10 protein-coding genes and 1 pseudogene are annotated in these 14,498 nt (G+C 53.1%); 3 read left to right on the forward strand and 8 right to left on the reverse strand.

The annotated features are described in order from the left end of the window. From ACFQPC_RS07005 to ACFQPC_RS07035, 7 genes and pseudogenes are all read right to left on the reverse strand, one after another. The coding region (locus ACFQPC_RS07005; RefSeq protein ID WP_382271082.1) for a beta strand repeat-containing protein at positions 1–4,152 on the reverse strand (4,152 nt) is incomplete at its 3' end. A gap of 52 nt (positions 4,153–4,204) precedes the next feature. Next, complete coding sequence (locus tag ACFQPC_RS07010) at positions 4,205–4,828, reverse strand: ATP-binding cassette domain-containing protein (RefSeq protein WP_382271879.1); 624 nt, start codon at positions 4,826–4,828, stop codon at positions 4,205–4,207. Positions 4,829–5,041: 213 nt separating this feature from the next. Continuing rightward, positions 5,042–5,962 (reverse strand): annotated as a pseudogene (locus ACFQPC_RS07015) (ABC transporter transmembrane domain-containing protein); the annotation flags it as partial. A gap of 17 nt (positions 5,963–5,979) precedes the next feature. Continuing rightward, positions 5,980–7,644: a biopolymer transporter ExbB gene (locus tag ACFQPC_RS07020; RefSeq protein WP_382271083.1), complete on the reverse strand. Its 1,665-nt coding sequence runs from the start codon at positions 7,642–7,644 to the stop codon at positions 5,980–5,982. A gap of 51 nt (positions 7,645–7,695) precedes the next feature. After that, complete coding sequence (locus tag ACFQPC_RS07025; protein ID WP_382271085.1) at positions 7,696–9,066, reverse strand: HlyD family type I secretion periplasmic adaptor subunit; 1,371 nt, start codon at positions 9,064–9,066, stop codon at positions 7,696–7,698. Beyond that, on the reverse strand, positions 9,063–9,848 hold the full coding sequence (locus ACFQPC_RS07030; RefSeq protein ID WP_382271086.1) for an OmpA family protein: 786 nt from the start codon (positions 9,846–9,848) through the stop codon (positions 9,063–9,065). The genes ACFQPC_RS07025 and ACFQPC_RS07030 overlap by 4 nt, the downstream gene beginning before the upstream one ends. 21 nt (positions 9,849–9,869) lie before the next feature. Further along, positions 9,870–11,531, reverse strand: a complete 1,662-nt coding sequence (locus ACFQPC_RS07035) for a TolC family protein (RefSeq protein ID WP_382271087.1) — start codon at positions 11,529–11,531, stop codon at positions 9,870–9,872. Here ACFQPC_RS07035 and ACFQPC_RS07040 point away from each other — a divergent pair. Then, positions 11,502–11,753: a hypothetical protein gene (locus tag ACFQPC_RS07040; protein ID WP_382271906.1), complete on the forward strand. Its 252-nt coding sequence runs from the start codon at positions 11,502–11,504 to the stop codon at positions 11,751–11,753. The genes ACFQPC_RS07035 and ACFQPC_RS07040 overlap by 30 nt on opposite strands. Positions 11,754–11,984: 231 nt before the next feature. On the opposite strand, the gene yaaA is transcribed toward ACFQPC_RS07040, so the two are convergent. Further along, complete coding sequence (gene yaaA, locus ACFQPC_RS07045) at positions 11,985–12,761, reverse strand: peroxide stress protein YaaA (protein WP_382271089.1); 777 nt, start codon at positions 12,759–12,761, stop codon at positions 11,985–11,987. 29 nt (positions 12,762–12,790) lie between these two features. Here yaaA and ACFQPC_RS07050 point away from each other — a divergent pair, with 29 nt between their 5' ends. Continuing rightward, positions 12,791–13,264, forward strand: coding sequence for a putative toxin-antitoxin system toxin component, PIN family (locus tag ACFQPC_RS07050; protein ID WP_382271880.1), 474 nt, complete (start codon positions 12,791–12,793; stop codon positions 13,262–13,264). A gap of 31 nt (positions 13,265–13,295) precedes the next feature. Beyond that, a complete protein-coding gene (locus ACFQPC_RS07055) occupies positions 13,296–14,477 on the forward strand; it encodes a pyridoxal phosphate-dependent aminotransferase (protein ID WP_382271091.1) in 1,182 nt (393 codons plus the stop codon). Positions 14,478–14,498: the final 21 nt, after the last annotated feature.

A 14,498-nucleotide genomic window follows, 5' to 3' on the forward strand; every position in this document is an offset into this window, starting at 1 on the left:
TGACAGGTTGACTGTCACACCAGCAGTTGACGACGCATAGCTCACCGTATTGGAACCGACACCACCATCGAAATTATTTGCTGCCAGGCTCGCTACGAAAGTATCGTTACCGCTACCACCAGTCGCATCCTGGATATTGGTGTAGGTGTCACCGGCTGCCATGCCGCCGGAACCGCTACCTGCCGCTACACCCGATGCGGTCTTGTCGGACAGGTTAACAATAAGATCAGCGCTGTCATTCGTATAGCTGACGCGGTTATGCGCGCCACCACCGCCGTCAAAGGCATTCGCTGCCGCGTTGGCGATGAAAGTGTCATTACCCAAACCGCCTGTGATGTCCTGGATATTGGTGTAGGTATCACCTTGTGCATTACCGCCCTGGCCAATCGCTCCGGCATTAAATAAATCAATCGTCAGATTTGCCGTATCGGTCGCATAGCTGACACGGTTGTGTGTACCGCCACCACCATCGAAATTATTCGCAGCTGCGCTGGCAATAAAAGTGTCATTGCCGAGACCACCGGTAACGTCCTGGATATTGACGTAGGTGTCGCCTTCGGCATTTCCACCTATGCCTGCCACACCGGCATTCAGCAAATCGATCGTCAAATCAGCCGTGTCGCTGGCATAACTAACGCGATTGTGCGAAGTGGCAGTGCTCACGCCACCATCGAAACGATTGACTGCGCCATTTGCAATAAACAAATCATCGCTGGCACTACCAACCACGTTTTGGATTGAAATGTAGCGATCATCTTGCGCATACCCGCCGGTACCCAAACCCGTTAACAAGTTGACCGTCACACCACTATCCGAAGCAGCATAACTGACCGTGTTCGAGCCCAGTCCGCCATCAAAGGTGTTCGCCAGATTGCTGGCAACGAAGGTATCGTCGTAGCTGGTACCCGTTGCATTACGGATGCCGTCATAACGGTCACCTTCTGCATAACCACCGGTACCTACGCCTGCATTCAAATCTACCGTGACGCCATTGCCGTCGGTCGCCTTGATATAGCTGACGGTATCCACGCCACCGTTGCCGACAAAGGAGTTGGCAACATTATTCGCGATGAACAAATCGTTGCTGGTGCTGCCTTTGACGTTCTGGATATTGCTTAAGGTATCGCCATCCGCATAGCCGCCAGTGCCTGTACCGGTAACCAGGTCTACCGTCACACCGACGTCCGAATATTCATAGCTGACCGTATTTGTACCCAGCCCGCCATTGAAGGCATTGGCTACATTGCTGGCGATAAAAGTATCGTTGCCGCTACCACCGGTCGCATCCTGGATATTAAAGAATTTATCGCCGTCAGCCAGGCTGCCTGCACCGGAACCCTGGCCATTCACCAGGTCGACCGTCACGCCCACCGTATCGTTGGCATAGCTGACGCGATTATGATTGCCGCCACCACCATCAAAGGTATTCGCAGCCGCGCTCGCAACAAATGTATCGTCAAATACACTGCCGATGACGTTTTGGATATTAATGAATTTGTCGCCCTGCGCAAAGCCGCCGCTGGTACCGACACCGTTCCCATGGAACAGATCTACCGTCACAGCACCGGTGGTCGATGCACTGTAATCGACAGTATTGGAACCTGCGCCGCCGTCAAATACATTGGCGGAGTCATTAGCGACAAAGGTATCGTTACCGCTGCCGCCTATGACGTTTTCAATATTTGCCAGCGTATCGCCGTCAGCAAGACTACCGGCACCGGAACCTTGCCCGGTTACCAGGTTAACCACTACCCCTACAGTGTCTGCCGCATAGCTGACCGTATCCACGCCACCCAGGCCGTCAAAATTGTCGGCGCGATTGCTCGCGATAAACAAATCGGAGTAAGCAGTGCCGACGAATTTATCGATATTCGCATAGCTGTTGGAGTAGGTTGCGGGGGTATTCCCGACCGCAGGCGTAAGTTCAATGCCACCAACATTACGCGATGCATCGACGACGACACCTGACAAATACCGTTCATAGCTAACCGTATCACTGCCACCCGCACCGCCATCAAAATTCAGGCTATCGGTATCGGCAACAAACTTGTCATCGAAAGAACTGCCGATTACGTTCTGGATATTTTTATAGGTATCGCCGGTTGCATTGCCACCACTACCCTGGCCTTTGTAAAAGTCCACTTCAACACCGGTTGCTGAACCTGCGTAACTAACCGTATTGACGCCACCCATACCATCAAAATTGTTGGCTTCCTGATTTGCAACAAAGGTATCGTTATACGCACTACCGATCACATTCTGGATATTGATGTACTTGTCACCCGTAGCATCGTTGCCACTACCCACGCCGTTCAGCAAATCCACAGTCACACCGGCAGTCGAACTCGATGGGGAATTTGCATAAGAGACGGTATTTGAACCGCCGGCACCACCATCAAAAATATTCGCAACGCTGCTCGCGATGAAAGTATCGTTGTAACTGCTACCGACCACATTTTCGATATTTTTAAAAACCACATTTTGTGCATAGCCACCGGTACCTGTACCAGTAGTCAGGTTCACAGTGACTCCTGCATTCGATGCAGAAAAATCTATCGTATCGTTACCGGCAGTACCACCATCCACCCCTTTGGTGTTGGCACCAACGATGAAGGTATCATCATGTGCGCTACCTATTACTTTTTGGATATTCTGCAGCGTATCGTGTCCGCCGAAACCGTCCAGCGCATTGCCGGTATTCAGGTCTACCAATACACCCGAAGTCGAATTCGTATAGCCGACGGTGTTAATGTTGGTTCCACCAGTATTCACGCCACCGACTATTTTGTCGTCGCCAGCACCGCCCTGGAAATAGGTATTTCCCTTGCCGCCGTACAGCGTGTCATCCCCGGTACCGCCGTACAAAAAGTCATTCGCATTGCTACCGTAAATCGTCGTACCGGCGTTGTCACCGGCGTGTACGACGTGTGACAGACCTTGCGCCGGCAATACCAGCGCGCTTTCACCGGTGACCGGGTTGGCATAGTTCAAGTCATCTGCGGTAGTCGCATCCTTGAGCACGACCTGCCGCACACTATTCAGTACCTGAATGCCATCGGTGGTTGTAACCGTCAATTCAAAGTTCAGTTTGAAATCTTGATGGATAGGTGCATTTGCATTGGGCTCAACCGTTTCGTAACGCAACTCCAGTTTGTAATTTTTGGTATCCGGGGATACGGCAATTTGGTAAACACCATTACCGAGGAAAGTCGCGCCAACGATGGTCATATTGGCCGGCACACCCGATATGGTCAGACTCTGTACCTTGCCGTCACCGGTAATCTGTACATCGAGGACTTTACTAAATGTATTGCTAGGCGTAGTGGCATTCAGCGGTGCCTCACCATTCGCCCAGATCTCCCGCACGTCATTAGCGGCATTGATAATTTGCGGTGCAATTTGCGCGATATTTGAGGTATTCGTATCCGAATTGAAGGCGCTGCTGCCGCCACTACCCTTCAGGGTAGTGCCGTCCTGCGTCGTACCTATCGTATTCGTTAAATGCACAGAAATCGCCGGCGCATTCGGTCCGATCACAAACTCCTGCGGCGTAACACCCGGACGTTCCGGCAATACCTGGGCGACAGGTTTGATCAATGGCTGCTGTTGCGAAGCCTGGCCTTCATAATTCGATTTGAAGTTATTGACCGGTTGCGCATTGCTTTGCACCACGTTCGCCAGTTGCACCATCGCCTTGCTGATAGCGGAAATCGCCGCATTCGCGGCTTGCGCCTGTGCTGCCAGATCCTGTGCACCTTCGGTCTGGCGGTAGGATGCATCTTCCTGCATATTGCCGCGACCATCCGATTCTCGCGGCTCGGTACTCAAGACACGTGGCTGATCGAGTTTTTGCAAAGGAATGATGCCGACCTGGTCCATCATATGGGCGGCACTGTCGCGTCCATTGCTGAAATCGACCATTACACTGTCGTCCATCGCACCGATCGCGCCACCGGCCAGCACCAGCTTGGTGCCGTCGTTCAGGTAGAGCACCATGTCGACGTCGACGATATGGACCTTGGCGATATCGCCCTTGCCAATTTTCAGTTGGAAGTTACCCTGCTGATCCGGCGTGACGACGCGGATAGGAGCGCCATTCTTATCCAGCGCAGGCTGGTTATTAGCGGTTTTGGAAACAGGAGCGGTAGCCATCTGAGTGTCCCTTCATAGTGAGAGCCGGATTTCAACGGCCCGTCAAACTTGTTTACAGCAATATTTGAGCCCGTGGGCCATCGGCAACAATCTTGCCGTCATGAATTACGATGATGCGATCCATCTGCTTCAACAGCACCGGACTATGTGTTGCCACCACCAGCGTACGCGTGGCGGCAAACGCGACCAGTCTTTCGATAATCTTGTTTTCCGTTCCCTGGTCGATCCCAGTCGTCGGTTCATCCAGCAACAGCACATTCGGCGTGCTGGCAACTGCCCGCGCCAATGCCACCATCTGGCGCTGGCCACCCGACAGATTTCCCGGCGCCACCAGCAACTGGTCCAAGCGCAGCTGGCCGCCGGCCAGTAGCTCATCCATGCACGATACATGCAATGCCGTCTGGTAAATCGATGTACTGATGGTGTTATCCACAAAAATATTGGAAGCCAGCGTGCCATCGAACAGGAAAGGATCTTGTGGCTTGTAGGCAATTGAACGCATACGTACCTCTTGCGGATAAGCCGCAACCGAGATGCCGTCCATCAAGACTTGCCCGGTATCCGGCGCATGCACACCTGCGAGACAGCGCAGCAAGGTCGACTTGCCTGAACCGGAACGACCAACCAGACCTACTTTTTCACCAGGATTAATCACAAAGGAAATTTGTTTCAACATTGCCGGCTCACCCGGTTTGATACTGAAACCCAGGTTGGCTACCTGTATCTTTCCTTCTATCTGCTGCCGATCGACTTCATTCGTCGGATTTGTATTCGGTGCTTCAACAAATAACTCCTCAAACGAATTACGTGCCTGTTTAAAAGCATCGATACGTCCCAACACCATCGCGACCGAAGACAACATGGAAGCGGCACGACCAACCAGCATTGAAGAGGCAATCAAGGCACCCACGGTAAGTGCATTGGCTTCCACCATATACACACCGACCACCAGGGTAGCCACGGTCATTAACGTATAACCACTGGATGAAATCGTAAATCCGACGGAAGACCAGAAACGACTTTTTGCCTGCGTTACGCCCGAGTCTTCCGCATCCTTTGTGAAGAGTTCGAATACGCGCTTTTGCAGGGCCGAGGTCTTCAGCGTTTCTATGCCGTATACCAATCCGGCCAGTTTATCGGTCTTCGTCGCGCCTACCATCATCGCGGTCCGTGCGTAGTCATTCGCCGGAATTTTGCACAGCAATTGCGCCGACACCAGCAAAGCGCCGCCGACCAATACCACCCACACGATAGGCCCGCCTATCAAACCGATCGCCAGCAAATACAGCAACAGGAAAGGAAAGTCGATGATGACCAGCATATAGTTCGACGACAATAAATCGCGTGCGCCGGTGATATCGCGGTACTTTGCCAACACCACGCCGACCGGCCAGCTCACGCGTGCAGCGAGCAATTTCTTGACCACTGCCTGGTCGAAATCGATATCGAACTTGCCAGCCAGTTGTTCAACATAGAAAGTACGTATCACGCGCAATACAAATTCCAGTGCGAGGAACAGCAACATGCCCAGCGTCAGTGCCCACAAGGTATCCGGAATATGATTGCCGATTACCTTGTCGTACACCAGGCGCGAATAAATCGGCAGCAACAAACCGAACACATTGATCAGGAAACCGGCAATAACGATTTCCACCAGGCGCTTGCCGTACGCACGCAACATCGTCACATACATAGGATCGCGCGTGATCTCACCCAAGGCTTCGCGCAATACACCAACGTCGCCCTCTGCCGGGGTGGCAGTATTGGCGGCGGGTATCGCGGCGTCAGGAAGATCGGGCAACTTGCTCATATGCTTGGCTGTTTTCTTTATTTGCTATCGCTGCGATTCGACAGTTCGCGCATCGCTTCACGCAATTCCAGGCGCAAATCCTTGATCATGGTCTGGCGACCATTACGCATCTCTTCAATAATGGTTTGCGACATCACGTTTTGACGAACCAATGCTTCACTGATATTCGCCAATGCCTGCGGAATCGCATCCAGGCCCTTGATACGTTCATTTTGCATCGCCATGTGTTTTGCCAGGTCGATCTGCAATTGACGTGCAGCCAGTGCATCGCGGGTGATGTTGGCGGAGTTTTCGCCGATCACGGTACCCAGTTGACCCAGGCGCGTTGCGACGTTCGAATGGATTTCCGCCTGATGCTGGATCGCATTCAGTTCATCGCCGAGGCGTATCGAAACCTGTGACAGCAAGCCCGGCAATTGCGCGATATGTTGCGCAGTTTTTTCATGTACGTTGGCGACGTCCGACTGCTGCGCCTGCAAGGACGACATGGCGGATGACAAGGCGGTTTGTCCGCTTTGCATCGCACCGACGATTTGCGGCAAGACATCGAAGCTGCGCAAGGCGATATCGCCATTTACGCTGAGGCGCTCATTCAGCAGCGACAGGCTTTGGGTAATATCCTGCGTCGATTCCAGCTTTTGGTTGATCATCTGGCCCAGGCCGCGAATTTCTTCCAGTGTCTGCTGCCCTACTTCATGCATACGCGGTCCGAAGGTCACCAGTTGGCGTATATTTTTTGATTCATCGATGCTTTCCTGGAACAGGCGCGCCACGGTCGACAGCCGTTCATTCATCGCTTCCAGCTTCATGCCGGCCTGCAACGAAGCATCCGAGCTATTACGCGAAGTCAGTACCGATTCGCGCTGCAAGACCATCAGGTCGTGCAGGAACTCGGTCAGGAATGATTCGGAAATGCCTTGGCGTTGCGAGGCACCAGGACCGGACATCTCATGCACCACATGCTCAACCATCACGCTAATGCATTCACGCGCCGCCACTACCAGGCGCTTGCCCGCGCCGCGCAGACACACCAGGGTCAGGCCCAGGGTCAGCGAACCGATCAAACCAAACATCGATGCACTGAAAGCGGTACCCATACTCGCCAACGGCTTGTTCAGGTCAGTCACCAGGGTGGCAAACGATGCATCCATATCGCTACCCTGGGTCGCCTGGCCGAAACCGTTAATCAGGTCAGCCGTACTCACCAGGGTTTCCAGCAAACCGATAAAGGTACCAAGCAAACCCAAGGCAATCATGAAACCGGTCAGGTATTGTGGAAACTCCATACGCGCTTCCAGATGCGCGTGCAATTCAGACAGTGAGCGCTCTATGGTTTCCTGTTCAATACGGGTGGTCAGGCGACCTTTGGTATTGGCTACACTGACCAGCACCTTGGCAATCTCCGTACCGGCGAAAGTCGGATCCTTGACCAGGTCTTCCAGCGCCTCCCCTGCCTGCGAGCGCGCGTAAAACACTTTCAGCTTGTTGTATTCCCAGCTGACCTTGTAGATGTCGTACATGATCAGTGCCACACCGAACACGGCAACGCCGATGATGAACAAGTTCAGCACTGGATTGATATGTATCGCGTGGAGTACGAACTCCCTGAACATTATTCCGCCCGTCAACAAGACTAGGGAGGGAATCAGCGCAAGAACGTAGTATTTGCGTAGCGTTTTCATGGTGCTGGATATTCCGATCGGGTAATTGAAATTAAATTTTTGTTATCAGGATCATCGCGGTTCACGCAAAGCGGTTTGCGTAAAACGATTAATTGGGGACATCAGGTATTGCCATACAGTGCGGCGACCGACCACGATATCTGCGGTGGCCGTCATACCCGGCATCAGGGGCAGGCTATTGCCGGCACTCTTGATTTGTTCCGGATCACGTGTGACTTCAATCTTGACGCGGTAATGACGTTCGCCTTTTTCTTCCGGAACAGTGTCAGCACTGATCTCGGTCACCTTGCCTTGCATCGAACCAAACACACCGTAGTCGTAAGCAGTCACCTTGACGCGTGCCGGCTTGCCGATTGCGAGCTCAGCACGATCGGTAGGATTGATATTCGCTTCCACTACGACCTTGTCATCGATAGGTGTCATTTCCAGGATAGGGTCGCCCGGCTTGACCACACCACCTACGGTGTTGACGAAGATGCGATTGACCACGCCATCCATCGGTGCCTTGACCTCGGAACGCAAGACGCGGTCATTGCGCGACTTCATCTCTTCCGACAAACGCGCCAACTCGGTTTCCGCCGTCGTCAGGTCGGCACGTGCTTCAGCGCGGAAGCGCGAAACCCCGTCCGTTACCTTGGCTTGCGCTTCGGAAATGGCGGCACGCAAACGCGGGATCATGGAGCTTGCGGCATTCAGTCGGCTGCGCACATCCTGTGCACGCGATTGCGCCTGGATATCTTCCAGTTGCGAAGCAGCACTCTTCAAATACATCGCATGTACCAATTGGTACTGCTGCTGTACCAATGCATATTCATCGGTCAGGCTTTTTTGCCGGCTGATGGTTTCATTCAATTCGGCCTGGCGCTGCGTCGTCTGTTCACGCAAGATGCTCAACTCGCCATTCAGCTTGGCCTGGCGTGCCGTGAATGCAGCCTGCTCGCTTTGCCCCGCAGGATCGGCCAGCATATCGGCAGGCAGGTTCAGTTGCGCGGAACCGCTGGCCTCCGCCGTCAGGCGCGCCACCCGTGCGCGCAAGCCCAGCAGTTTGACGCGACCTTCACCCTGGTCCGAGCTCGCACGTACATCACGTATCGTGATCAAAACCTGATTCTTGCGTACCGCAGCGCCTTCCCGTACCACGATCGCGGAAACGATGCCGCCTTCCAGATGCTGGATGATCTGGTTGTGATCCGAAGGCACGATACGACCCTGTCCGCGCACCACCATATCGATAGGGGCGAAGTAAGCCCATATCACCAATAACAACATGGCAACTAACAAGGCCAATACAAACACCTTCGGCCCCGGCATGTCGCGATACGCATCTATCCCGCGATCCAGCGCAGGCACGGCCTTACGCGTCGAAGTTTCGACGCGCTTCAGGCACTTGCCTATAAAGCTGGATAGACGGGTAAATTTCATTTGGCCGATGCTGAGTATTGGATTACGACGCTTGAATCACTTTCCGCGTTTTCATTGCCTGGCACCACGCGACTGATCACACTGCTGGGTGCCACACCCTGATCAATCAGATAGTTACGCACGGCGATAGTCCGGTAATAGGCGCGACGACGGCCTTCGGTGTATGCCAGCGTACCGACCACGCCGGTCACCACCAGCTTGCCCTGGCGCGTTTTAATTTTTTCAGTCCAGCCCTTGAGATTGGCTTCCAGCGCTGCCGTCGCCTTCTTGTCGAGTTCAACGCCATCGGTATCAAAATGCAGGGTCACTGCATCATTGCGACCATCCAGCTTGAGTCCGGCGAGCGTATCACTCGCAGTCGAAGTACGCGATTTTTCAATCTGGATCGCCTTGGTCGGCGCACCCTCATCGCTACGCAAACTACCTTGCAATGAAGTGCTGCTATTGTTCAGCTTGGCTTGCAGCAAGGCGACCTGCCCTTTCAGCGCTGCGATTTCCTTGATCTGTTCCTGGCTTTCCTGTTTCAGGCGCGCAGCATCAGGATTCTGGCCATCATCCAGGCGGCTGATATTCGGCTGGTTCTTGGATGGCGTTACCACCTGTTCCTGCAATTCTTTTTTCTCGATGAATTTCACTGCCTTGAATGCCGCCAGCTTTTGCGAATAATAGAACAGCGTGACCACGAAAACGACGACGACGAAAATCATCACCAACACAACGTTGGATAGCGCGTCTACGAAGCCCGGCCAGAAATTCTGCTCCCTTCCTCCTCCACCTTCCATCTTTCCCCCTGGGTTACTGCATTAAGGCTGCTGCATGCCTTCCACGAAGGAAGAAGCGCGCCCGGTGTTGCGTAAAATTTGATAGCTGATATCGGCCTGCAGGAACAGCAACTGCGACAATTCGACCCGCGACAGATAAGCCTGTTGATAAGCATCCAGCACGTCCAGCAATTGCTTGTTGCCGATCGCCAGTTGCTCGAGGAAGACGTCTGCCACGTCGGCATTGGTCTGGTAAGCCTGGCGCGCAACGGCGATACGCTTCCTGACCGCATCCAGCGTACGGTAGTTGATCTCGATCTGTTCTTTGAGCTTGCGTTCGATATCGGATGCGGTATTCGCTTTTTCCACGTACTTGCTGCCAATTTGCTTTTGGTAGTAGTAATCGGAACCGCCATTGAGCAGGTTCATATTCATCACCAGCATGTAACGCCTATCCGTGGTGAGCCTGCCATCGCCGCCGGCATTATCGGTTCGTGCTTGCGATACTTCCACCGAAAAGTTGGGCGAGAAACGCGAACGTGCTGATTTCAACTCTTCGTTCGCAGCAGCAGCGTCCTGGCGTGCCGCCCGCACCGCCGGATTGTTTTCATAAATTTGTTCGAGCGCGAGGCGTGATGACGTCGGCACTATCGGCATCATCTTTGAAGGGATACCAAGCTGCTGCGAGCGTACACCTGTCAACTGAGCCAGCGTTACCATCGCACTTTCGAGCACACCTTCCGCTTCAATCATCGTCGAGCGGGCAGTCAGCGCACGACCGCGCACCCGTTCGAAATCAACCTTGCTCGCACCGCCGCCCTGCATGCGTTTGTTCATGTAATCCTGCAAGGTATCCATGCGTTCGGTGTAACTACGTGCAAACGTCAGGCCGACATAACTACGCAACAGATCGTAGTAAGCCTTGATCGTTGTGTAATACAGCGCTTCGCGTGCATCTTCCTTGCGCAAATCGGCTGCATTCGCCAGCGAAGCCTGCTTGCGGTATTCATAGTAAGAAGCCGGGGCGAACAGCGGCTGGCGCAGAATGACGCTGTTATCCCAACGGATATGCGTATCGCTGCTATAAGCACGACCAGTGGCTGGATTGATCAGGGACGCCGGTGCCGAATATTCGCGACCACGTTGCGCACGCACATCGAGGGTCGGGCCAAGTTGGCCCAAAGCTGCGTTCTTGCCGTAGACCGCGCCTTCGGCCACTGCACTGGCGGCCGCATAGCTGTAGCTGTTTTGCAGCGTACGCGCGAGCGCTTCTTCCAGCGACAACATGTTTTGCAAAGGGCCGTCGCTCAGCGCGGCAATACCATCCGGCAGAGGCACGGCGGGACTGGAGAAAGCCTTGTCCGACTGGCGCAGCAACTGCAGGATTTCGTCATCGCGTGAACCATCCGACTGGATATTCTCGGATGCTTTGGCGGCGTTGCTGTTGTCGTTCTTGGTCCGTTTCGGTACATCGGAAGGTATGCGCAACACCGGTGGGGTCGCGATCGGCGCCAGCTCTTCAGTCGGCGTCGGCGTCTGGCGCGGTATATCTTGCGTGAAAGGTTGCTCGCCTGAACCAGGACGTGAGCGAAATACATTCGATTGGGCAAGGACATCTGAAGACGGCGGGGCCGCAAATGCCAACTGCGATGCAATTAGGAATGGAAGACTGGAGTGAAATCTGAATTTCAAGATACTGGTCATCTAACAACTGCCGATCAATGCCGCCAACCGGCGATTGTGCTGCAAAAGAATGCATGCAATGCATTACTGCATCTTGCCCCTGGATATTCTAAAAAACACATATTTTTTTTGTATTTATATGCGGAAATCATTATATGGGAACTTGCCTCTGACCCGAGCAGCCAAAATACAATAAGTTGTAGCTTCACAACTGTAAATTTGCGCGATAAGCCCTTGATTTAACAATTGTTTTCATTATGACTAAAGTTTCAATTTTGAAATTTAACAAGAAAAAACCTGTTGCCCGCCGGGAATCCATTGCGTCGCAACAAATTTCACAGGAAAAATAGTCAAAAGCATAGACAAATATTTAACAAATAATTGCCCTGAAAAAAATATCTGAGGAAATCTGAGAAAATTTCCACAAGGCAAGTATTTGATTTCTATGGAGAAATAATAATTTCCATGAGGAAATTAAATTCCGACTTTGCGTCGGAACGTCCATGTTTTTTCATTTGATGCACCTGCATCAAATGCATAGCCGTCAACATCAAAGGATTTCAGTTCTTCCGGACGTTTTATTCCCTTGGTTGCGGCATATCGCGCCATCAATCCGCGCGCCCTTTTTGCGTAAAAAGAAATGATTTTGTATTGCCCGTTTTTCCAATCCTGGAACACCGGTGTGATCACGGGAGCCTTGAGCAGAGCAGGCTTCACAACTTTGAAATATTCTTCCGAAGCCAGGTTGATCAATGCTTCCGATTGCTGTTCGGCGATGCGCTGATTCAGCGTATCCGTGACAGTATTGCCCCAGAATGCGTACAAGTCCTTGCCGGCGGGGTTGGTCAAACGGGTACCCATTTCCAGCCGATATGGTTGCATCAGGTCCAGCGGACGCAATACACCGTACAAGCCGGATAAAATACGGATATGCGATTGCGCATACGCCAATTGCCCGGCATCCAGGCTGGCTGCATCCAGTCCTTCATACACATCGCCGTTGAATGCCAGCATCGCCTGCTTGGAATTTTTCTGTGTAAATTTGGGCGACCAGGCGGCAAAGCGATTAGCATTCAGGCTCGCCAGCGGATCAGAGATACGCATCAGGCTCGCAATTTGGGCCGGCGATGACTGCCGCAGGATATCGATCAATGCTGCTGATTGTTTGATGAAGTCAGGTTTGCTGCTGATTTCGGTATGGGCTGGCGTGTCGTAATCAAGGGTTTTGGCAGGCGATAAAACAATAAGCATTTCTAATCCGGGCAAGAATAATTTTGACAATGATACCGAAGCTGATTCCTCAGCGCATCGTACTCGACACAAATGTCTGTCTCGACCTGTTTGTCTTTCGCGATCCGCGTTGGACTAAGCTGCTGGCGGCAATGCAAAACGGCCAGGTCGAAGCCGTCACGCGCGATGACTGCCGCAAGGAATGGAGCATCGTGCTCGGCTATCCGCATTTGAAACTGGATGAAGCTGCACGCGTACAAGTCAGCGCAGAATTTGATGCACTGATACGCTGCCATCCGATGCCGGATACAGATGAAGTTCCCGTCAGGCTACCAGTCTGCAAAGACAGGGACGATCAAAAATTCCTGGAACTGTCGCGCGATGTCAAAGCCGATGTGTTGATCACCAAAGACAAGGCACTATTAAAACTCGCACGAAAAACTCACCGTGATGGCTTGTTCGCTATCATGACGCCGGAAGCGTGGATGCTGGCAGCAAGCCAGCCGTCACAAGCGCTAGAATAAGCAGCTTCACCTATTCCAGCGCCCCTCAGCCATGTCCAGCCAGCCAGCTCCTGCATACCCGACGCCCGTCATCCAGAGCAAACTGCCGCAAGTCGGCACCACCATTTTCACCCTGATGTCGGCCCTCGCTGCCGAAAAAAAGGCCGTTAACCTGGGCCAGGGTTTCCCCGACTTCGAATGTGATCCGGCGTTAATAGCAGCGGTTAACAATGCGATGCAAAGCGGCCTGAATCAATATCCGTTAATGACAGGTGCGCCTGCCTTGCGCGATGCAATCTCCAGGAAAATTGCGACGCTATACGGCCACCACTACCATCCGCAAAATGAAATCACGGTGACCGCAGGCGCAACACAGGCATTACTGACTGCAATACATTGCTGCATCCGTCCGGGCGATGAAGTCATCGTGATTGAACCTGCTTTTGATAGCTACTTGCCGGCGATCGCACTGGCCGGCGGCACGGCGGTTTGTGTGCAAATGGAGCTGGGCGACAATGGCTATATCGTGCCGTGGTTCAAAGTTGCCGCTGCCGTGACTGGCAAGACGCGTCTTATCATGATCAACTCACCGCACAATCCGACCGGCTCTGTCCTGCTCCCCGCCGATATGCAGGCATTGGCCGACATCGTACGCGGCAGCGATATCCTGCTGCTGTCGGATGAGGTGTATGAACATATGGTGTATGACGGCATCCCACATGAATCCGTCAGCCGCCACCCGGAACTGGCGGCACGCACCTTTGTGGTTTCCAGCTTCGGCAAAACCTATCACGTGACCGGGTGGAAAATCGGCTATGTCGCTGCCCCTGCCGCCCTCACTGCAGAATTCCGCAAGGTGCATCAATACAATGTGTTCTCGGTCAACACACCGATGCAACATGCGATCGCGCAGTACATGGCTGATCCGACGCCCTATCTGAACCTGCCGAAGTTTTACCAGCGCAAGCGCGACCTGTTCCGGGATGGTTTAAAAAACACGCGCTTCCGCCTCTTGCCGGCAGACGGCACCTACTTTCAATGCGTCGACTATCGCGCCATATCCGATTTGCCGGAGAACGATTTCGCGCAATGGCTGACAGCGGAAATTGGTGTTGCCGCGATTCCTGTTTCCGCTTTCTACGAGAATGGCAAAGACGCCGGCATCATACGTTTTTGCTTTGCGAAGAAAGATGAGACCTTGCACACCGCACTGGAGCGGCTCAACAAACTGTAATATCGCCGGATCGGTGCACGG

This window comes from Herminiimonas glaciei (assembly GCF_042664955.1).
Taxonomy (GTDB): Bacteria; Pseudomonadota; Gammaproteobacteria; order Burkholderiales; family Burkholderiaceae_D; genus Oxalicibacterium; species Oxalicibacterium glaciei.

Coding starts and splice junctions, on each gene's coding strand:
- ACFQPC_RS07010 (WP_382271879.1), bottom strand. CDS start 4,828: ATGTTGAAACAAATTTCCTTTGTGATTAATCCTGGTGAAAAAGTAGGT.
- ACFQPC_RS07020 (WP_382271083.1), bottom strand. CDS start 7,644: ATGAAAACGCTACGCAAATACTACGTTCTTGCGCTGATTCCCTCCCTA.
- ACFQPC_RS07025 (WP_382271085.1), bottom strand. CDS start 9,066: ATGAAATTTACCCGTCTATCCAGCTTTATAGGCAAGTGCCTGAAGCGC.
- ACFQPC_RS07030 (WP_382271086.1), bottom strand. CDS start 9,848: ATGGAAGGTGGAGGAGGAAGGGAGCAGAATTTCTGGCCGGGCTTCGTA.
- ACFQPC_RS07035 (WP_382271087.1), bottom strand. CDS start 11,531: ATGACCAGTATCTTGAAATTCAGATTTCACTCCAGTCTTCCATTCCTA.
- yaaA (WP_382271089.1), bottom strand. CDS start 12,761: ATGCTTATTGTTTTATCGCCTGCCAAAACCCTTGATTACGACACGCCA.
- ACFQPC_RS07050 (WP_382271880.1), top strand. CDS start 12,791: ATGATACCGAAGCTGATTCCTCAGCGCATCGTACTCGACACAAATGTC.
- ACFQPC_RS07055 (WP_382271091.1), top strand. CDS start 13,296: ATGTCCAGCCAGCCAGCTCCTGCATACCCGACGCCCGTCATCCAGAGC.